This window comes from Brevibacterium limosum, assembly GCF_011617705.1.
GTDB classification, from domain to species: Bacteria; Actinomycetota; Actinomycetes; order Actinomycetales; family Brevibacteriaceae; genus Brevibacterium; species Brevibacterium limosum.
The window spans coordinates 549,453-569,872 of the sequence record NZ_CP050154.1; the positions used below are offsets into that span (position 1 = coordinate 549,453).

The 20,420-nt window shown below is 66.9% G+C and carries 18 protein-coding genes; 14 read left to right on the top strand and 4 right to left on the bottom strand.

Translation table 11 applies throughout. From position 1 onward, the window contains the following. Positions 1 to 110: 110 nt before the first annotated feature. On the top strand, positions 111 to 1,106 hold the full coding sequence (gene gap, locus GUY37_RS02350) for a type I glyceraldehyde-3-phosphate dehydrogenase (protein ID WP_166821736.1): 996 nt from the start codon (positions 111 to 113) through the stop codon (positions 1,104 to 1,106). Between the two features lie 180 nt (positions 1,107 to 1,286). Here gap and GUY37_RS02355 read toward each other — a convergent pair whose 3' ends face one another. Continuing rightward, entirely contained in the window at positions 1,287 to 1,604 is a 318-nt protein-coding gene (locus GUY37_RS02355) for an XRE family transcriptional regulator (RefSeq protein ID WP_208094740.1), read from the bottom strand. A 267-nt stretch (positions 1,605 to 1,871) separates the two neighbouring features. On the opposite strand from GUY37_RS02355, the gene GUY37_RS02360 reads away from it, so the two are divergent. Continuing rightward, positions 1,872 to 2,846 carry a hypothetical protein gene (locus tag GUY37_RS02360; RefSeq protein WP_166821739.1) on the top strand — a complete coding sequence of 325 codons (975 nt, stop codon included), beginning with the start codon at positions 1,872 to 1,874 and terminating at the stop codon, positions 2,844 to 2,846. Positions 2,847 to 2,901: 55 nt separating this feature from the next. Here the strand turns inward: GUY37_RS02360 and GUY37_RS02365 are convergent, their stop codons facing one another. Together GUY37_RS02365 and GUY37_RS02370 are read right to left on the bottom strand one after the other, a co-directional pair. After that, positions 2,902 to 4,758 (bottom strand): bifunctional sugar phosphate isomerase/epimerase/4-hydroxyphenylpyruvate dioxygenase family protein, encoded by a 1,857-nt coding sequence (locus tag GUY37_RS02365; protein WP_166821742.1) that lies wholly within the window; start codon positions 4,756 to 4,758, stop codon positions 2,902 to 2,904. Then, complete coding sequence (locus GUY37_RS02370; protein ID WP_166821745.1) at positions 4,755 to 6,080, bottom strand: MFS transporter; 1,326 nt, start codon at positions 6,078 to 6,080, stop codon at positions 4,755 to 4,757. The genes GUY37_RS02365 and GUY37_RS02370 overlap by 4 nt, the downstream gene beginning before the upstream one ends. A gap of 253 nt (positions 6,081 to 6,333) precedes the next feature. Between GUY37_RS02370 and GUY37_RS02375 the strand changes: the two genes are divergently transcribed. From GUY37_RS02375 to GUY37_RS02385, 3 genes are read left to right on the top strand one after another with little or no spacing between them, the layout of a single operon-like run. After that, positions 6,334 to 7,083, top strand: a complete 750-nt coding sequence (locus tag GUY37_RS02375; protein ID WP_166821748.1) for an IclR family transcriptional regulator — start codon at positions 6,334 to 6,336, stop codon at positions 7,081 to 7,083. Positions 7,084 to 7,085: 2 nt separating this feature from the next. After that, positions 7,086 to 7,538: a type II 3-dehydroquinate dehydratase gene (aroQ, locus tag GUY37_RS02380; protein WP_166821751.1), complete on the top strand. Its 453-nt coding sequence runs from the start codon at positions 7,086 to 7,088 to the stop codon at positions 7,536 to 7,538. Continuing rightward, positions 7,535 to 8,395 (top strand): shikimate dehydrogenase, encoded by an 861-nt coding sequence (locus tag GUY37_RS02385; protein WP_166821754.1) that lies wholly within the window; start codon positions 7,535 to 7,537, stop codon positions 8,393 to 8,395. Before aroQ ends, GUY37_RS02385 begins: the two co-directional genes overlap by 4 nt. A gap of 3 nt (positions 8,396 to 8,398) precedes the next feature. Here the strand turns inward: GUY37_RS02385 and GUY37_RS02390 are convergent, their stop codons facing one another. Further along, positions 8,399 to 9,208, bottom strand: coding sequence for a DedA family protein (locus GUY37_RS02390; protein ID WP_166821756.1), 810 nt, complete (start codon positions 9,206 to 9,208; stop codon positions 8,399 to 8,401). Positions 9,209 to 9,337: 129 nt separating this feature from the next. Here GUY37_RS02390 and GUY37_RS02395 point away from each other — a divergent pair, with 129 nt between their 5' ends. The 9 genes from GUY37_RS02395 to GUY37_RS02435 all read left to right on the top strand — a co-directional run bounded on the left by GUY37_RS02395 (position 9,338) and on the right by GUY37_RS02435 (position 20,324). Beyond that, on the top strand, positions 9,338 to 9,748 hold the full coding sequence (locus GUY37_RS02395) for a hypothetical protein (RefSeq protein ID WP_166821758.1): 411 nt from the start codon (positions 9,338 to 9,340) through the stop codon (positions 9,746 to 9,748). Next, positions 9,633 to 11,231, top strand: a complete 1,599-nt coding sequence (locus tag GUY37_RS02400) for a sensor histidine kinase (RefSeq protein ID WP_228278311.1) — start codon at positions 9,633 to 9,635, stop codon at positions 11,229 to 11,231. The genes GUY37_RS02395 and GUY37_RS02400 overlap by 116 nt, the downstream gene beginning before the upstream one ends. Continuing rightward, positions 11,228 to 11,887: a response regulator transcription factor gene (locus tag GUY37_RS02405; RefSeq protein WP_152346918.1), complete on the top strand. Its 660-nt coding sequence runs from the start codon at positions 11,228 to 11,230 to the stop codon at positions 11,885 to 11,887. The genes GUY37_RS02400 and GUY37_RS02405 overlap by 4 nt, the downstream gene beginning before the upstream one ends. Positions 11,888 to 11,984: 97 nt before the next feature. After that, on the top strand, positions 11,985 to 13,271 hold the full coding sequence (locus tag GUY37_RS02410) for a glycosyltransferase family protein (RefSeq protein ID WP_228278312.1): 1,287 nt from the start codon (positions 11,985 to 11,987) through the stop codon (positions 13,269 to 13,271). Between the two features lie 139 nt (positions 13,272 to 13,410). After that, on the top strand, positions 13,411 to 14,787 hold the full coding sequence (locus tag GUY37_RS02415; protein ID WP_456061973.1) for a glycosyltransferase family 4 protein: 1,377 nt from the start codon (positions 13,411 to 13,413) through the stop codon (positions 14,785 to 14,787). Next, a complete protein-coding gene (locus GUY37_RS02420; RefSeq protein WP_166821763.1) occupies positions 14,784 to 16,079 on the top strand; it encodes a glycosyltransferase family 4 protein in 1,296 nt (431 codons plus the stop codon). The genes GUY37_RS02415 and GUY37_RS02420 overlap by 4 nt, the downstream gene beginning before the upstream one ends. Then, positions 16,076 to 17,908, top strand: a complete 1,833-nt coding sequence (locus GUY37_RS02425) for an ABC transporter ATP-binding protein (protein WP_166821766.1) — start codon at positions 16,076 to 16,078, stop codon at positions 17,906 to 17,908. Before GUY37_RS02420 ends, GUY37_RS02425 begins: the two co-directional genes overlap by 4 nt. After that, positions 17,905 to 19,188 carry a phosphotransferase family protein gene (locus GUY37_RS02430; RefSeq protein ID WP_166821769.1) on the top strand — a complete coding sequence of 428 codons (1,284 nt, stop codon included), beginning with the start codon at positions 17,905 to 17,907 and terminating at the stop codon, positions 19,186 to 19,188. Before GUY37_RS02425 ends, GUY37_RS02430 begins: the two co-directional genes overlap by 4 nt. Then, a complete protein-coding gene (locus tag GUY37_RS02435) occupies positions 19,185 to 20,324 on the top strand; it encodes a phosphotransferase (RefSeq protein WP_166821772.1) in 1,140 nt (379 codons plus the stop codon). Before GUY37_RS02430 ends, GUY37_RS02435 begins: the two co-directional genes overlap by 4 nt. Positions 20,325 to 20,420 lie beyond the last annotated feature (96 nt).

The following is a 20,420-nucleotide window of genomic DNA, read 5'->3' on the forward strand; positions in this document are numbered from 1 at the left end:
GCTATAACCTTGCGCAGATTGTCTGTCTGGCCACTGTTGCCGCGCGTGCAGATCGCCCATGATGGAGATATCAAGACGAATCCCGTGTTCAACGTGTACAAGGAGTGACATTGACTCGCATCGCCATCAATGGTTTCGGTCGCATCGGACGCAGCACCCTGCGGGCCCTGATCGAGCGCGGCAGCGAGCTCGAGGTCGTTGCCATCAACGACCTCGGCCCCGTCGACGATCTCGCTCGGCTGCTGAAGTTCGACACCACCCTCGGACGCTTCGGCCCCAGTGTCGAGGCCACCGAGGATTCCCTCGTCATCGACGGCAAGACCATCAAGGTCTTCGCGAAGAAGGATCCGGCCGAACTGCCCTGGGGTGAGCTCGACATCGACATCGCGCTCGAATCCACCGGTCGCTTCACCAAGGCCGAAAAGGCCCGCGCCCACATCACCGCCGGCGCGAAGAAGGTCCTCGTCTCCGCTCCCTCGAAGGGCGCCGACGTCACCCTCGCCTACGGCGTGAACAGCGAGGCCTACAAGCCCGAGCACACCGTGATCTCCAACGCCTCCTGCACGACGAACGCCCTGGCCCCGCTGGCCAAGGTCCTCGACGACCTCGCCGGAATCGAGCAGGGCTTCATGACCACCGTCCACGCCTACACCGGTGACCAGATGGTCCAGGACGGTCCCCACAAGGATCCCCGCCGTGCGCGCGCCGCCGCCGAGAACATCATCCCGACCTCCACGGGTGCGGCCAAGGCCATCGGCCTCGTCCTCCCGCAGCTCGACGGCAAGCTCAGCGGCGATGCCATCCGCGTGCCCGTCCCGGTCGGTTCGATCGTCGAGATCAACACGACCGTGTCCCGTGAGGTCACCCGCGACGAGGTGCTCGACGCCTATAAGAAGGCCGCCGACGGCGAACTCAAGGGCATCCTCGACTATGAGACCGAACCCGTGGTCTCGTCCGACATCGTCGGTCAGGCGGCCTCGTCGATCTTCGACGCAGCACTCACCCGCGTCGACGGCAAGCACGTCAAGGTCGTCGCCTGGTACGACAACGAGTGGGGCTTCTCCAACCGCGTCGTCGACAACCTCGAGTTCATCGGCAAGAACTGATCTTCACCGGCGATATCCGCCGGTGACTTCGAACGTCGCCGAGGTGGTTGCTCGGTGCCGACGGATGCACCTGTGGCCTCGAACCTGCATCGAGCAGGTTCGAGGCCACAGTCGTCTTGCCAGGATTTCGGAACGGGGATTCCCCGCGCCGAGGCGGCTGTCCGGTCGTCGCGAGTGTGTTCAGACGTCATCGGCGCCGGGGGTGCCGCCTTCGTCCTCCCAGCGTTCGATCGCACGGACCTTGGCGCGGCTGAACTTCAGGCGAATGCCGTAGCCGCCCTCTTTGCCGTCGGGAATGAACCGTGCGCCGTACTGCTCGAGCGCGAGAACGAGTCGACGCTCCTGTTCGGCGGTGAGGTCGGTGATCCCCTTCTCATAGTCCTTGAGTTCGGACTTCCCGATCTCGGCCTTGTCCGCCACATGCTTGGCCGCGACCTGGCAGAGTGCCCGCGTCGCGCGCGCCAGGGGTCCGTCGATGATGATCTCTTCTGTGCTCATGACTCCACCATGCCAGAGCCCATCATGACTGCCAAGGCTGGGGTTGCCTGCAGCTCCCACTTCGGTGTCCGCAGCGAGGCGGGATCGGTGGGTGCGCTGTGTTTCGAGATTTTCTGTTGTGGCAGGTGAACTCATAAATTACTGATATTCGATTCTCTGGCGAGCAAGATATGTCAGTGCCTTCGTCTAATGTTCGTCTCATGCTTCCGCCATCGGAGTCGGAAGCGGCGCGTCGCAGCGTGCGGCGCATGACGGAAGGTCAGAACAATGGAGATCAAGACCAGAAGCATCCGCAGCCTGGCGTATCGCTGCGAAGAGTTCCTCGATGAGAGTGGGCAGCCGCGCTCGATCAGTTACCCGAACAGCCTCGCGCTGTGCATCCTCGACGCGCTCTTCATGACGGGCTCCCATCCGACCGCGATCGACAACGTCGTCGACCGGTACACCGCCAGGCATGGCGGTGCCGACGGCGCGAAGTCGCTGCGCTATTCGATCGCCGCGGCCGGAGGATCTGAGAAGTGGGCGCGGGAGGTGATCTGCAACCTCAAACCCGCCCATACCCAACCCGGGGCGATGCTCAGAGCCGAGGTCGTCGACCGTGCCACACGGGTGATGGCCGATCACGGCATCGACACCGTCGACGACCTCCTCGCGGCGGTCGGTGACGAACCGTCGACCGGGCGGCATGCCAACGAGGTGGCCTGTGCCTGGAAGGAACTGCCGAGCCAGAAGTCGGGGATCTCCTGGCGGGCACTGCTCATGGTCGCGGGGTCCGATCACTTCGAGATCGACTACCGGGTGAAAGGATTCTTCGGCAGGCCGTTTGGCAGCTTCCCTCGGATGACGGACGACGAGGTGCTCGAGCTGATCTCAGCGACGGCCGACTACCTCGAGGTCGACGACAGGGTGGTCAAGCAGATCATCTGGCAGGTCTCGCATCGTCGTCTCCGGCCGGACCCGAAGCGCAAGGAGTTCTACCTGCCGTATCCCCTGGATGACGAGCTCGACGAGGAGCCGGATTGGTGGCTTGGGGTGTACGACCCCGAGATTCGCAATGAAGCTGATGAGTGGTCGTCGATCTTCGAACCCGAATTCAGAACTGCCTCCTTCGAGTCCGAGGAGGCGCTCGAATCCCAGCGAGCGTTCGAACCCAAGGGAGAGTTCGCGCCAGCAGACGAGGAAGAAACTGACTGGTCAGCGCCGTATCCGCTGTCGGGCACGACCGGTGCTGCTCCCTTCTGACCAGGACGAACGGCTGGTCTCCGACCGGGTTCGGTATCGTTCCGACCCGGTCGACTCAGCCGCCCTCGTTGCGCCGGTGCTGTGCAGCCAGCCGCACCGGCGCATTCGGGGCACCGTAGCCCTGGTAGTCACCTCGGCGTTCGACCATTTCGAAGAACACCGACCCGATCGTCGACGTGTAGAAGTGGAGGAATGTGCCGACGTCGTCTCTGTCGTAGAGGATATTGTTCTCACGCAGCCGCTCGAGAACCTCGGGGGCGAGATCGAAACGCGCCTCGAGGTCTTCGTAGTAGTTCTCAGGAACAGGGAGGAAGTCCAGCCCCCGCGAGACCGCGGTCGCGGCCGCAGTGAAGATGTCGTCGCAGGCGAGGGCGACATGCTCGGGATAGCTGCCGGTCGCTGGGGATTCGGCCGCGCGCGGAGCCAGGTTGAGCGGCATCCGGATCGCCCCGTCGGAGCTCGCCATCACCTGAGAACGGATAAGGCCCGAAGGGCTGGGCACATCGTTTGATGACTGGGCGTGGAGAGCGAGGAGGGAGGTGTAGAAGAGCACCGCTTCGTCGTAATGGTGCGCGGGCTGCGCCAAGTTCACGTGATCGATTGCCGAGAGTCGGTCATCGGGGACGTTGCCGAACTCCTCGGTCCATGTCGGATCGATGCCGGTCCCATCGCCGAAGAAGACCTCGGAGCCGTCGGGAGCGAACACGCCGCGCAGAACTTCCTCGTCGTGGGCCTGATCGCGGGGCGCTTCCGTGGCCTGGAGCAGGATCGCCCGCTCCATGGCGGCGTCGGCATCGGCGACGGCGAAGCCGATGCCCCGCAGATGAGTCCCGGATTCCGCGGATTCTGCTGCCGGATCGGTGGATACGACAGCCGGATCGGTGGGTTCGGTGACGACGATTCGAGCTTGGCCGCGTCGCCACAGCTGCACATGCGGCTTCGTGCGATGGAAGCCGACGAAGCGGAAGCCGAGCTGATGGATCTGCCGAGTGAGCGCGCCCAGATCATCGGTGTTCAGTTCGACGTAGTCGACACCGCGCGGTTCCGCGACCTGCGGCAGCGGCTGCAGATCGAGTCTCACACGGTCGCCTCCGGAGTGAGCGGCGGACACATTGGCTTCGAGCCACCGCAGAGAGCGCAGGCCGTCGACGGCGGTGCGCTGAGTATCGGCCTGCCGGAACGAGTCATTGAAGACCTCGAGTGAGACCGGCCCGGCATACCCGGTGGCAGCGACACGAGCGAGGAAGTCGGTGAGATCCCACGAGCCTTCGCCGGGGAAGACTCGGTGGTGGCGGGACCAGCTGAGGACGTCCATCGACAGGGCCGGGGCGTCGGCGAGCTGGAGGAAGAAGATCTTCTCACCCGGAATCTCGGCGATGCGGGACAGATCCGTGCCGCGGGAGAGGATATGGAAGCTGTCGAGGCAGGTGCCGATGCGCGGATGATCCGCGGCCCTCACCAGGTCCCACGCGCGATCGTATTCGGAGACGAACCGGCCCCAGGCCAACGCCTCGTAGGCGACGTCGATGCCGTATCTCTCAGCCAGATCGCCGAGGCGGCGCAGCTGATCGACGATCACCTCGTCATCGCCGATGGTCGCGGTGGCGACGTTCGAGCACAGCAGGATCATGGTCATGCCGAGTCGCTGCATCAGCTGGAACTTCGCCTCGGCCCGGACCAAGTTGGCAGCGAACTGCTCATCATCGACGCCTTCGAAATCACGGAAGGGCTGATAGAGATCAAGACTTAACCCGAGCTCTGCGGCCAGCGCCGCGATCGCCTCGGGGGAGTGGGGAGAGACGATGAGATCCTGCTCGAAGATCTCGACCCCATCGAATCCTGCCCTCGCGGCAGCCTGCATCTTCTCTTCAAGCGTGCCCGACAGGCACACTGTGGCGATCGAGGTTCTCATCGCGACCTTTCCTCATGGACGACATCGATCTCTTCCAAGCTCAGTCCCTTCGTCTCCTTCGCCGTCATCGCGACAAGACCGACGACGATGCAGACGCCTGCGGTGAACGCAGCGACCGACACCCAATTCTCTCCTCCCGCGCCGGCGACGGCGGAGGCGAGCACCGGAGCCAGGCCGCCGGAGACCGCGAATCCGACCTGAGTGCCCAGTGCCAGACCTGTCACTCGTGCCGTCGTCGGGAACATCTCGGCGTAGAACGAGGGCCAGATGGAATTGGCCAGAGAGTACGCGCAGCCGGACATCAGGGCGCCGAAGACGAAGATGAGCGGCCAATTCCCGGCCGAGACCGCACCCAGGTACGGGAACATCATCAGTCCCGACCCGACGGCACCGGTGATGAAGACCGGTTTCCGGCCGAACCTGTCCGAGAGCAGCGCGGCCGCCGGTATCGCGAACAGCGCGACACCGTTGGCGATGACCGAGACGAGCAGCATCGTCGAACGCTCGAGTCCGACGATCGAGGTGGCGAATGACAGCGACCAGACGGTGAAGACCATGTTCACGGTGTTGACCATGGCGCACACGGCCACACGGACGACCGCGGCCTTGTGCCACCGGAAGACCTGCATCAGCGGCGGGTTCTCGACCCGGGACTCCTGAAACGCCGGCGGCTCCTCGAGTCCGCGGCGGATGAGCCAGGCGGTGAGCACGACCAGCGCCGAGAGCCAGAACGGCACCCGCCAGCCCCAGCTGAACAGGGCCTCATCGGGCAGGAACGCGGTGAAGGGGATGAACACCGCGGTCGCGAGCAGGGTTCCGGCCTGAGTCCCGTGCAGGGTCCAGCTCGTCGTCCACGACCGCTTCTCCTCTGCCGAGTGTTCGAGGGAGACGGAGATCGCGCTCGCCTGTTCACCCGAAGCCGACAGGCCCTGGATGACCCGGCAGAGCACGAGCAGGATCGGAGCCAGCATGCCTACCTGCTCATAGGTGGGAAGGCAGCCGACCACGAAGGTCGAGACTCCCATCATGAACAGAGTGAGCATGAGGACGAACTTGCGGCCGAATCGGTCACCGAGCGGTCCCATGATGAGCGCACCCAGCGGACGCACGACATAGGCGACTCCGACGGTGCCCATGGCCAACAGGATGGCGATTCCCGGTGCAGTGGTCTCGGGGAAGAACAGGGTGTTGAGCACCAGGGCCGCGGCGGTGCCATAGACCGCGAAGTCGTAGTACTCCAGCGCGGAGCCCGTCCAACTCGACAGGGCTGCGCGCAGCGGTGTCTTCTTCGTGGGGCGAGCTTCCTCGGTCGCGTTGCTCATGCTTCCTCGCATCTCTCACTCTCAGGGACAGTCGACGGCCTCAGCGCTGTCGAGCGCTCATCGGACCGATGCTGTATTGCCATAGTGTGGCAATAGTTGTTACATTGTGGTTTACAGTGTGATCGAGATGACATAACCTGTCAACGTGGAACGCAGAGATCATGCTCCCCGGACACCACGCCCGTCTCGGACACCCGGCCTTCCGCACGGCCCAGCACCAACGACCTGCCACAGCAGCGCAAGGAGGCGAAGCATGCCGCCCAAGGGTTCGAACTCGGTGACGAAGACCTTCGAGATGCTCGAACTCCTCGGTGAATCACCCGAGGGGATCAGCGCCGCCCAGGCCGCCGAGACCACCGGATACCCGTTCTCGACGGCCTACCGTCTCCTCGGCGGGCTCGTCGAATCCGGCTATGCCAGCTTCGATGCGCGCACGAAGATCTACACCCTCGGGATGGAGGTCTTCCGCCTGGCGCAGAAGGTCGCGCACCGACAGGGGCTGTCCGGAGCGACGAAGGATCTGCTGCAGGAGCTGACGAAGTCCACCGGCGAATCGAGCATCCTCGCCGTCCGCCGCGGCAACGCCGCTCTCACCGTGCTCACCGTCGACGGCCCCCAGTTCCGCACGACCACCGATCCCGGAGACGAATCTCCGCTGCACACCTCGGCGCTCGGCCAGGCGCTGCTCGCTCATGACCCGCACGCCGATGCCACGGTCGATGCCCTCGAACTCGTCGCCCGCACCCCGAACTCGATCACCGATCCCGAGCAGATGCGCAAGCGCCTCGAGAAGATCCGCACCGACGGGTGGGCAGGGCAGTCCGAGGAGAACGACATCGGCATGAACGCCCTGGCCGTGCCCGTCTTCGACCTCGACGGAACACTGCTGGCCTCGCTCGCTCTCGCCGCTCCGGTCTTCCGCCGCAGCCTCGACGAGCTCATCGAGTTCGTCCCCCAACTGACCGAGACCGCGGCCTCCATCGCCGCCCGATTCCCGAGGTGAGCATGCCCGAGATCCTCGTCCTCAACGGACCCAACCTCAACCTCCTCGGTGAGCGCGAACCGGAGATCTACGGCCGCACCACCTTGGCCGATATCGAGGCCATGTGCGCCGACACCGCCGCCGAGGCGGGGCTGAGCGTGCGCTGCGTCCAGAGCAACCACGAGGGCGGGCTCATCGACGCCGTCCACGAGGCCCGGCACACCACAGTCGGGGCGATCATCAACGCCGGAGCGTATACGCACACCTCCCTGGCGCTGCACGATGCGCTGAAGTCCTACGACCACCCGATCATCGAGGTGCATCTGAGCAATCCGCATGCGCGGGAAGCCGTGCGGCACCACTCCTACCTCTCACCAGTGGCGGCGGCCGTCATCGCCGGAGACGGCGCCCAAGGCTACGTCCACGCGGTCGAGATCCTCATCGACCACCTCACGAACGCGAAAGCGAGACAATGACCTCATCCCTCCTCCTCGGCCTCATCGGCGACGGCATCTCCGCCTCCCGCACCCCGCGGATGCACGAGAACGAAGGCGCCGCTCACTCCATCCCCACGATCTACCGCACTATCGACATCAGCAGCCCCCGCCTCGCCGAGGTAGGACTCGACGAGCTGCTCACCGCGGCGATCCGGCTCGGCTTCAACGGACTCAACATCACCCACCCGTTCAAACAGCAGGTCATCGGCCTCCTCGACGACGTCGACCCGGTGGCCGCGCGCATCGGTTCGGTCAACACCGTCGTCATCGACAGCGTCGGCCGGACGACCGGATACAACACCGACGTCACCGGTTTCGCCGCCGGGTTCCGCGCCGGATTGGACGGCGCCGCCACCGAGGCGGTCGTGCAGCTCGGTGCCGGCGGAGCCGGCCGTGCGGTCGGGTTCGCCCTCGCCGAACTCGGAGTCGGCGAACTCACCATCGCCGACACCGACGTGCGACGTGCCGAAGGACTGGCCGCAGATATCGTCGAGATGAGTGCGGTCGGCACTCGGGCGCGAGCGATCGGGCTCGATGAGCTCGAAGGGGCGGCCGCCTCGGCGCAGGGGATCGTCAACGCCACCCCGGTGGGGATGACGGCCTATCCGGGAACCCCGGTCGACACCTCGGTGTTCGGGTCGAAGACCTGGGTGGCCGACGTCGTGTACTTCCCGCTCGAGACTCAGCTTCTCGCGGAGGCCAGGGCGAAGGGGTGCCGCACGCTCGACGGATCGGGGATGGCGGTCAATCAGGCCATCGACGCGTTCGAACACTTCAGCGGACAGAGGGCGGAGCCTCAGCGCATGCGCGAGACGTTCCTGTCCTTCGGGGCCTGACGTTCAGCCCTGCTCCTTCTTCTGTCTGCGGTATTCCTTGAAGAAGCTGAAGGCGAAGATGCCGACGATCAGGGCCAGGGTCAGCCACAGCGCGTACTTGTCGATGATCTTGAGAATGTCGACGGCGGCCTCCCCGAGCTGATACCCGAGGAACGTCCAGACGAGAGTGAAGATGAGGCAGCCGAGGAGGTCGGCTATGAGGAAGAGCGACAGACGCATCCGCGTCCACCCCGCGACGATGTAGACGAGCGTGCCGGGGATGCCCGGGCAACGCGAGATCAGCGTCATGAGGAACAGCGCCCAGTTCGGGATCTTCTTCAGCTGGTTGATGCGTTTGAGCTGGCGTTCGTTCTGTGCGAAGAGCCGCAGCACTCCGTCGCCCCATCGGCGGCCGGCCAGCCAGAACGCCCAATCGAGTTTGGCCATGCCGACGAAGCCGGCGACGATGACCAGCCACAGCGGGATCTCACCGACCCGGGCATAGGCGGCGGCCGCGACGATCGAGGTCTTCGCGCCGTTGATGAATTCCTGGACGACCGGGGCATTGACGAGCATCCACGGCCGCAGCGGCATGAGGCCGAGGTAGATGAGCGGGACGCCGATGATGATGAACAGCAGCAGCTTGTCGAGGCCCTGCGCCTTGCCCTGCCAGGGTTTGAGCGCCGCCCACGGATTCTCCTTGGGCTCCGCATCAGTGCCGGCGGCGTCTGCCTCGGTCACGTCAGGGGGCGCTTCCGCCTCGGCGCGGTTCGTCGATGAGGAGTCTGCGGATACGGGCTCGGCCTCGTCGTGGTCCGCGCGATCGTCGCTCATCGGTGGGCTCCTGCGGGTCGTCGGGGCGGTCGGCGCTTACGGTATCACAGGCACCCGAACACCCCACTTAAGAAGACTCTCATCGCCTCCGGCTCGACTTTGCCGCATGCCTTGGGCAATGTGGTCGGTATGGGTGGACGATCGAAGATCCTCGGCTGGGTCGTGGCCGGTCTCGTCATCATGCTCGCAATCCTCACCGTGCTCATCGTGCGCAACACCACCCAACCGGAACAGCCGGATCTCAGCCCGGTGGAAGTCACCCCCGGGCCGACGGAGACATCCGAGCCGAAGAAGACCGCCCCCGATGCCGACAGCTCTGCAGACGACGACTCCGGCGGCAGCCCGGCCGACGGCAGGGATGACGCGGACTCGAGAGAGCCGCGGGAGATCGAGCACTCCTACGAACCGGTGCCGAACCCGCCGCGTGAAGTCCCCGACAGCGACGACGACGGGGACGACGACGGCGATGACGCTGTCGGCGATGACGGCGACGATGACGATGATGACGACGGCGATGACGGGGACGATGATGACGACTGAACGGCGCGTCGGGCTGACCGTTCAGAATCGACTGACACTGGCCGTCGCCGCACTGTCGGTGGTCACCCTCTCCGTCGTCGGTCTCATCCTCTATACGGTCGAGTCGAACAACGTCTCCAGCCGAATCACCGCGTCCATGGCCCAGGAGATCGGGGAGATGCGGACCTTCTCCGAGAACGGGATCGACCCGCAGACAGGCAGACCATTCACCTCCGTCGATGAGATCCTCAGCAATTTCCTCGCCCAGAACAGACCCGATGAGGATGAAGCACTCTTCGCCTTCCTCACCGACGGTCGAGTGCTCTATCAGGGTGAACCCGAGGGCCTCCTCGGCGGTTCGAACGCCTTCGAGGAAGCCGTGGCCGGAGCGACGGATGACGGCGGGGAGATCAGCCTGACCGTCGGTGACGTCGAGTACGAAGGGTTCGTCCTGCCCATCACCGGCACCGAGGCGGGTGCGAACACCGACGCCCGGGGCGCGCCCACCGATTCGACGACCCGGACCAAGGGCGTCGGCGAAGTCGCCGGCGGGACGGCGGCGACGAACGGGCTCGGAGCCTTCGTCGTCGTCCACAATGTCTCGGCCAGCCAAGGCGACCTGGTGCAGATCATGCAGATCTACGTCGTCGTCGCCCTCGCGGCAGCGCTCCTCATCTCAGGGATCTCCTCACTCCTGGCGCGTCGGCTGCTGTCACCGGTGACCGAGCTGCGACGGACGGCCCAGTCGATCTCCGGAGGTGATCTCAGCAGCCGACTGGCCACGAAAGGCCACGACGACATCGCCGAACTCGGACACACGTTCAACGACATGCTCGACCGGCTCGAAGCGGCCTTCGAGGCCCAACGCCGTTTCCTCGACGACGTCGGACATGAGCTGCGCACCCCACTGACCATCCTCGGCGGTCATCTCGAGACGATGAACGCCGAGGATGTCGACGATGTCGAGGAGACCCGCACGATGCTGCTCGATGAGACGGACCGGATGGGCCGCCTCGTCGAGGAGCTGCTGCTGCTCGCGCGTGCCCGGCGTCCTGATTTCGTGCGCCTCGCCGAGGTGGATCTCAGCGGAGTCGTGTCCGACTCCCTGGCGAAGGCGAAGGGACTGGGGGACCGGGAGTGGGGCCTCGAGGTGCCCGAATCGCTGAGCTTCCGCGGAGACCGACAGCGCCTGACGCAGGCGCTCCTGCAGCTGGCGGCCAATGCCGTCGACCACACCGAGGACGGACAGAGAATCGTCTTCGGGGCCGGGGAAGACTCGGAGTCCGTGCACATCTGGGTGCGCGATGAAGGCAAGGGCGTGCCCGACGAGATCGCCGAGGACATCTTCGACCGTTTCTGCCGCGGGTCGACGGACGGGGCCGGCTTCGGTCTGGGACTGTCGATCATCACCGCCATCGCCGAGGCGCACGGAGGGACGGTCGTCCTTGACCAGACCTCCATCGGCGCACAGTTCCGGATGATCCTGCCGAAAGGACAGAAGTGAAGAGCATTCTCGTGATCGAGGACGAACAGCGGATCTCCGCCTTCATCTCGAAGGGGCTGACCGCCGCCGGATTCAGTCCGCAGACCGCCGCCGACGGCTTCACCGGTCGGGACCTTGCCTTGACGGGAGACTTCGCGCTCGTCATCCTCGACATCGGCCTGCCCGGACTCGACGGCTTCACCGTGCTGGAGCAGCTGCGAGAGCGGCGCCCCGAACTCCCGGTGCTCGTGCTCACCGCCCGTGACAACCCGGACGACACGATCTACGCGCTCGAGTCCGGGGCGGTCGACTATATGATCAAACCCTTCCGGTTCGCGGAGCTGCTGGCTCGGGTCCGCCTGCGGCTCAAGGAGAGCCCGCAGGGGCAGGAGGTCACCGAGCTCATCCGCGATGAGGTGCGCATCGACCTGCTCAAACGACAGGTGTGGGTCAAGGACAGCCTCGTCGAGCTCTCGGCTCGGGAACTGTCTTTGGCCGAGATACTGCTGCGCAACCGCGGCAACGTCCTCTCACGCGAGCAGCTGCTCTCCCACGTGTGGGGCTTCGACTTCGACCCCGGCTCGAACGTCGTCGACGTCTACATCGGATACCTGCGCAAGAAGCTCGGCACCGATTTCGTCACCACCGTGCGCGGCTTCGGGTACCGCGTGGACTGAACCTCGGAGCCTCAGCGGCTCAACCTAAGATCTTTCTCATCCGCGTCTTAATTCCATCTTAATCGGAGCCGACAAGCTGAGATGTATGAGAAGACGATTGAGAATCGCACTGTTCTCCCACGACTCGCTGGGACTGGGCCACCTCCGCCGCAACCGGGCTCTGGCCTTTGCGCTGGCCCGGGGCCTGCCGGCGCTGACCGGCCGGGAAGTCTCCGGTCTGCTCATCGCCAGCAGTCCCGAGGCCGCGCGATTCGACCTGCCGGCAGGATGGGACTGGGTGATCCTGCCCGGAGTCACCCCCGCCGCCGGCGGTTATGCTCCGCGTGCGCTCGCCTCCTCGATGCAGGGGCTCAGGGCACTGCGGGCGGCAGCGATCTCGGCGATCCTCGACCAGCAGCGCCCGGAGCTCTTCATCGTCGACCGGCATCCGTTCGGCATCGGCGGCGAACTCGCCGAGGCCATCGACCAGGTCCGCGGCCACGGCTGCCGGACCGTGCTGGGCCTGCGCGAAGTCCTCGACACCCCGTCCGCGGTCGATGCCGAATGGGAGAAGGTCGGTGGGCCCGCACTCGTGGCCGATTCCTTCGACGAAGTCTGGATCTACGGCGACGCCGACGTCTACGATCCCCGGTCCACCGGAGAAGTCCCCGCATCGCTGGCTGCCAAGGCCGTCACGACCGGCTACCTGTCACAGGACCGTGCCGATGACGGCGGCGACAAACCGGCAGGCGTCGAGGCGGCAGGGGTCGAGGCGGCAGGGATCGGGGCCCAGCTTTTCGTCCTCACCTGCCTCGGCGGCGGCTCCGACGGCGGCAGCCTCGCCACCATCGCCGTCGACGCGAGACCGCCCGACGGGCACCGCCACCTCATCGTCACCGGTCCGCAGATGGATGCCGAAGAGTTCGACCGACTGCGTGCGCGTGCAGGTGCGGACACCACCGTCATCCGCCACTGCGACGACATCCCCGGCCTCGTCGCCTCCGCCGAGGCGGTCGTATGCATGGGCGGCTACAACACTCTGGCCGAGCTGATGTCCACGACCACGCCCGCGCTCGTCGTCCCGCGCAAGGGCCACCGGGCCGAGCAGCCCAGGCGGGCATTCGCCCTCGCCGCGGCCGGAGCCGTCGACGCGCGCACGATCGACAGCCTCAGCGCAGACGTGCTCAGAAAATGGTTCGCCGGTCGAGCCGGACGGCTCACCGACCGCTCCCACATCGACCTCACGGGACTGGCCACCGTTCCCCGCCTGGCGGCCGAACTCATCGCTGACACAAGTGCCGAGGCACCGGCCCTGACGTCCGAAGCCGCGCCGACGGCGGCAACCCGCGCGGCAACGCCCGCCCGTCTGCCGATGACCTTGGAGGAGACCAGCCATGCTGTCTGAACAGCCACAGACCATGTCGACGCCAGCAACGCCTGCAACACCGACAACGCCTGCGACACCGGCAACGCCGGCGACTCGAGCCGCCCAGACCCCGCCACCGATCGCACGTCAGACCGGTCGCCGCGCCTATGTGCTCAAGATGTACCCGCGGTTCTCCGAGACCTTCATCGTCTCCGAGATCCTCGCCCGCGAAGCCGCCGGAGAAGACCTCGTGATCTTCTCCCTGCGTCCGAGCACCGACACCCGCTTCCACCCCGAACTCGCCCGCGTGCGTGCCGAGGTCATCCACATCGACCGCCCCTCGAGCGCACGCAGCTTCTGGCAGACCTTCGCCGAGGCCGCAGCGGAACCGCGCGTGGCCGCGGCACTGTCGGGCCGCCTCGGCGAACTGATGGAACTGGGTCACGACGATGCGATCCAAGCGCTCAGCCTCGCCCGGCTGGCCCTCGACCACGAGGTGACGCACCTGCACGCGCACTTCGCCTCGGTGGCGACGACCGTGGCCCGGGCCGCCTCGGCGCTGACGGGAATTCCGTACTCGTTCACCACGCACGCGAAGGACATCTTCCACGAGGATGTCGTGCTCACCGACCTGGCCCGCAAGACCGCCGATGCCGATCACGTGATCGCGATCAGCGAATTCAATCGTCGCTACCTGTCGACGGTGCTCGGGCCCGAGTTGGCCGACCGCATCGTCGTCGTGCGCAACGGCCTCGAACTCGACCGCTTCTCCTACCGGCCCAGGCAGGGCGCACCCGATGGCGCCACGTCCGATCGCGCACCGAGCACCTCGGGGGAGGCCCCCGCGCTGTTGGCGGTCGGCCGCCTCGTCGAGAAGAAGGGATTCGCGCACCTCCTCGACGCGCTCGCCCGCCTCCGCAGCGAGGGAACGGCCTGCCGTCTCGACCTCGTCGGCACGGGCCCTCTCGACGAGGAGCTGCGGGCACAGTCGCGCAGGCTCGGACTCGCTGACCTCGTCACGTTCCACGGAGCGCTGACCCAGGCCGAGGTGCGCGAGATGCTCACCGACCACGACATGCTCGTCTCCCCGTTCGTCATCGGCTCCGACGGCAACGCCGACGGCCTGCCCACCGTGCTCCTCGAGGGCATGGCCACCGGCATTCCCTGCATCGCCGGGTCCGTCACCGCCGTGCCCGAGGTCATCGACCACGGCCGCACCGGATGGCTCGTCGACGGCACCGATGAGCAGAACATCGCCTCCACCATCGCCGAGGTGGCCGCCGACATCCGTGCCAACCCGACCGACATCCGCACCGTCACCGATGCCGCCCGTGACCGCGTGTGCCGCATGCACGATTCGGCCGCCCAGGCCCGCGAACTCGCGGATCTGGCCGACGGAGCGGCGATCGCAGCGGGTACCGCAGCGCCCGGTGCGCCCGCAGCGCCCGTAGGCGCGTCCGCCGCATCCGGTGCCGCCGAGCGCTGCGCCGAGGCGACGGAGACCGACGCAGCCCCTGCAGCCCCGACGGTCCGTGAGATGGAGTCAGTGTCATGAGAATCGCCTATGTCCTCCTCGACCCCGGCATCGGGGTCTTCGGTACGAAAGGTGCCAGCGTCCACGTCCAAGAGGTCGTGCGCACCTTCCGCGCACTCGGCCACGAGGTCAGCGTGTTCTGCACCCGCACCGATGACGACATCCCCGCCGATCTCGCAGATCTCGACGTCACCCGGCTCGAGGTGCCGCGGGGACTCGACCGCTCCCAGCGTGAGATCGCTCTGCTGCGCCTGTCCGATATGCTCGCCGACCTGGTCACGGACACGGTGGCCGCCTCGGAGCAGGGATTCGACCTCGTCTTTGAGCGGTATTCCCTGTTCTCCACCGCCGGTGCGCGCATCAGCCAGCGCCTCGACGTGCCCCTGATCATGGAGGTCAATGCGCCTCTGCTGGACGAACAGCGGACCCACCGGGGACTCGTCCACACAGAACAAGCCGCCCGTGCCACCGCGGCGAGCTTCGCCGGAGCCGACCGCATCGTGTGCGTGAGCGAACTCGTCGCCGACTGGGTCCGCACCGACTATCCCGGGCTCGACGACGTCAGCGTCGTCCCGAACGGAGTGAACACGGAACGGATCACACCACGCAGCGGTCACGACCACCTCGGCGATGGGGCCTTTCAGGAACGCGAACCGGTGCGGGTCGGGTTCGTCGGCACACTCAAGCCCTGGCACGGCACGGATCGGCTCATCGCCGCCTGCGCGGGACTGGTCGGTGACTTCCGCGTCGACATCGTCGGCCACGGTCCCGAAGCCGATGTGCTTGAGGAGCAGGTGCGTGCACTCGGCCTGAGCGGTCGAGTGCGCTTCCACGGGGCGGTGGCGCCGGAAGCCGTGCCGCAGGCGCTGCGCGAATTCGACATCGCGGTCGCCCCGTACCCGGCGGGGGAGAACTACTTCTCACCCCTCAAAGTCTACGAATACCTCGCGGCGGGGCTGCCCGTCGTCGCCTCCTCGGTCGGCGCGATCCCCGGCGTGCTGGGAGGCACCGGGGCCGCGATCCTCACCGACCCGGCCGACACCGCGTCTCTCACCGGTGCCCTGCAGCAGCTCATCGACGATTCCGAACTGCGCGCGGACATGGGCGTTCGGGCCCGGGCCGAGGCCGTGGCCCGCCATTCCTGGACGCAGCGATGCCGACAGATCCTCGCTCCGGTGACAGGAGCTGGTCCCGTCGAGGCCGGCACTGCCCCCGTGCATACCGGCGCTGATCCCGCCGGACCCGACGGCGCCTCCGTCGCCACGGAACAGTCCGTGTCGGGACGGCGTCCCACCTCGGCGGTGAGAGCATGAGTACGAAGAAGCTGTCGGCCTCGGCGCTGCGGCGGACCCTGCGGATCATCCGCCCCCACCTGCGCCGACACACGTGGCTGATCATCGGCGGAATGGCCGCACTGCTGGCCGATGTCGTCTTCCGCATCCTCGAACCCTGGCCGATCAAGATCGCCGTCGATGCCGTCACCGCGGCACTGGGCGCACAGATCGCACCGACATTCGGCCTCCACGCCGGAGTGGGCACGACGCTCGCGGTCGTGGCCATCGGCCTGGCCGTCATCGTCGGCGGACGAGCTGCGGCGAACTACGCATCGACGATCTGTTTCGCCCTCGTCGGGGCCCGCGTGGCCACCCGGCTGCGCTCGCGAGTGTTCGACCACGTCCAGTCCCTGTCGCTGCGCTACCACTCGAAGGCTTCGATCGGAGACACCTCACAGCGACTCGTCGGCGACATCGGACGACTGCAGGAAGTCGCCGTGACCGCAGGGCTGCCGCTGGTCGGCAATGTCATCACCCTCGCCGTCCTCCTCGTCGTCATGGTCATCCTCGACCCGGTGCTCAGCGCGATCGTGCTCGCCACCGCGGCCGTCTACGGGCTGCTGTCGAAGGTCACGACGCCGAAGATCACGAAGGCCTCCCGATCCACTCGCAAGGGCGAAGGCCGCCTCGTCGGATCCGCCGCCGAGGCGCTCGGAGCCATCCGCGTCGTCCAGGCCTACGGACTCGAGAAGACCGTGGCCCGCGACTTCGCCGACGGCAACGAACGCGCACTCAAGGCAGGGGTGCGGGCGCGCCGACTGGCCGCCGGTCTCGAGAGGTCCACCGATGTCCTCGTGGGCATCTCGCAGGCCCTCGTCCTCGCGTTCGGCGGGTGGCAGGTGCTGCGCGGGGCGATGTCGCCGGGCGACCTCGTCCTCTTCCTCCTCTACCTCAAGATCGCGATGAAACCGCTGCGGGACATGGCCAAGTACACCGGCCGCATCGCCCGCGCGGCCGCCTCGGGGGAGCGGATCGCCGACCTCCTCGACGAACCCGTCGAGATCGCCGACGCCCCCGACGCCATGGCCATGGGACCGGTCCGCGGCGACGTCGTCTTCAACCGCATCACCTCGACCGACGGGCATGGTCGGCCCCTTTTCGACGAACTCGACCTGCTCATCCCCTCGGGTGAGAAGATCGGCATCCTCGGTGCCTCCGGAGCCGGCAAATCGACCCTGATGAGCTACCTGCTGCGGCTGTCGCAGCCGGATTCCGGGTCTATCTACCTCGACGGCTACGACACCCACAACGTCACCCGCGCCTCCCTGCGTCAGAATGTATCCGTCCTCCTCCAGGAGTCCGTGCTCTTCGCTGCCAGCGTGCGCGAGAACATCCGCTACGGTCGGCTCGACGCCACCGATGCCGAGGTGGTCGCCGCCGCACGCGCGGCCCGCGCCGATGAGTTCATCCGCTCCCTTCCCGACGGCTACGACACCGAGCTCGGCAACCGCGGGGACACGCTTTCGGGCGGGCAGCGGCAGCGCCTGGCCATCGCCCGGGCCCTGGTCCGCGACGCCCCGGTCGTCGTCTTCGACGAAGCGACGACGGGACTCGATCCGCAGACCCGCGCCGAGGTGGCCGACTCCGTCTCCGCGCTGACACGGGGTCGCACGAGCATCGTCATCAGCCACGACGTGGCGATGATCCGCGGACTCGACCGCGTGGTGTGGCTCGAGGACGGGCGGATCGTCGAGGACGGAGCACCGAGTGACCTGGCCGCGGCCGCGGACTCACGCTTCTCCCGGTGGATCCGCTCGCAGACCGACGAAACCGGCAGCGCACCGACCTATGCAGGAGCCTCATCATGACCGCATCGACGTTCGGGTCCGTGGACGACCCCGTGGACACGAGGTTCGCAATGCTGCCCTATATCGACGAGCTGCGATCGGCAGAAGGACTCTCCCGACGCCTGGGCTTCGCGGTCCGCACCCGCCGGATCCGCGTGAAACCGGGACGCAGCGCCATCGTCGCCTGGCAGCGGGAGGAATCCGGCAACCTCGGTGAGTTCGCCGACTGGGGGTTCACCGCGGCGATGACGAGCCCGGACAAACTCGCCAATGCGCGGCGGCGGGCCGCCCGCCATGGGCAGGAACTGACCGTCCACGAGGCGGCCGACCCGCGTTCTGCGGGCGCGACCGGTGCTGTGCTGGTCAGCGGCAGCGTGCTGGCCGACCCCAGGATCGGCAAGCATGTCGCGCGGACGCTCGACCACCTCGGCGGCGACATCGACATCATCGGATACAACCCGGCACGGCGGCTGCTGCTCAAGCACACCCCGGTCCAGGGGGTGCCGGAATTCGTACGGATCGGTGCGGAATCCCAGCGCCACCTCGCCGAGGCGGCCCATCGTTGGCGGCAGGCACAGCTGCCGAGCCTTCCGGTCGAGTTCATCGGACGGCGTCACACCGCCACGCGCTCGCCGTGGTGGGGGACCGGTGACCTGCACGGACACCCGGACCCGAACGTGGCCGAAGAGGTCGGCGTGATCATCGCCGAACTGCACCGGGGTATGCCGGACCTGGTGAGCGGACGGGGCAGCGCCGCAGACAGGCGGGCGGTCGGCGTCGACGCACGCGCGGTCGGCGAACCGATCGAGCAGGTCGAGACCGTCAGTCGGTCACTGGTTCGTCTGCTGCCGGAGCGAGCGACGGACATCGCTGAGCTGCTCCTTGAACTGACCCGACGCATCGGATCGAGCCGGGAACTGCGGGAGATCCACGGAGATCTCAGCCCTGACCAGGTGCTTCTGGCGAACTCCGACTGCCGGATCATCGACCTCGACCGGTCAGGACTCGGACCGATCGGGATGGATCTGGGCCGGTGGATCGCCGCCTGCCGCACCAATCCCGGGCTGGACGAACTCGAACAGCCCTTCCTCGACGGCTACCGTTCAGCCGGCGGCGAGGCATCCGACCTCGGTGCTTGGACGGCCTGGGCGTTGCTCACGGCCGCACTCGAACCCTGGCGCAGCTGCTCCGAGACCTGGAGGGACGAGACGATGCAGACCGTCGACGCGGCACTCAGTGCACTTGCCGGCGGATCACACAGTCCGGATGGCGGCGTTCGCGTGGGCGGAGCGACGCCATGAGCACAGCGAACCAGGCAGTGACCCCGACCATCCCGGACACGGTCGACATCGACGGGCAGGATTGGACCATTCGCCGAGCCTGGCCCGCGGGAGACGGTCGTATCGCGTGGGAAGCGACGCGGCCGGGAAATGGGCTTCGGGTCGGCTACCTCGACGAACACGGGGTGAGGGTCTTCGCCGCGGATCGTGACCCGAAGCTGCCGGGACTCGCCGAGCTGCTCGACGACGGAGGCCGACTGGTCTCTCACCGGCCGGGCAAGCGCGCCGTCGTCCGTCTGTCCGACGGCAGCTTCGCGAAATGCGTTCGTTCGGGTCGAACCGCGGCAATCCTCGCGGGGCAGCGCCGGGCACAGGCATTCGCCGTCGGGTTCGCACTGCCGGAGGTCCTCGCCGCCGACGACTCGACTGTCGTCCTCTCCCGACTGCCCGGAGTCGAACTCCACGATCCGGCCCGCCTCGGTGAGGACTGGAAACGGGCGTGGTCCGAATGCCTCGAGGCCTGGGCCCGGGCCGGCTCGAGTGGCCAGAGCTGCGATGCAGCGCATGCCGAAACCGCGACGGGCGCCGGGTTCAGAGGCAGCGAGACGCCCGTGCACACTGCGGGCTCGGAGATGCGTGTGCTCGCGGAATGGCGAGAGCGGGCCGCGGATCTTCTCGGCTCCCTTCGCCGCCGAGTCGATGGACTCATCGCCGAAGTGAGCACTGAGCTGATCGACCAGGCACCCGAGACAGTGGAAGGGCGCGAATCTGGCTGGGGCCCGATCCATAGGGACCTCCACGACAAGCAGCTGATGTGGGATCCGGTCGCGGGCCCGGGCCTGCTCGACGTCGACACGGTCTGCCTCGGGGAGCGCGAACTCGACCTCGGAAATCTCGCGGCCCACGCCCGCTGGCGATGTGCGCAGGGGATCTGGACCGATTCGGAAGCCGAGGTCGTGCTCGAAGCCATTCGCGCGACTGCCTCGGCGAGCGGATCGGACACAGCACGGGTGCGCATCTATGAGCGGGCTGCCCTGCTGCGGCTGGTCTGCGTCTATGCGTTCAGACCGCGGTGGAGCGATCGCACGGGAATCCTTCTCGACGCTGTCGAGTCGATCCCGTTTGAGGCGGTGGGGCGGCAGGCGTCGACCCGCTAGTCTGCATGTTGGTGCGTGACCGGAACGGGTGGGTGCTTCCGGCGGATCCGCGTGCGGTGGGCAGGATCTCACGGTTTTCCCGGGTCGTGGGCATCG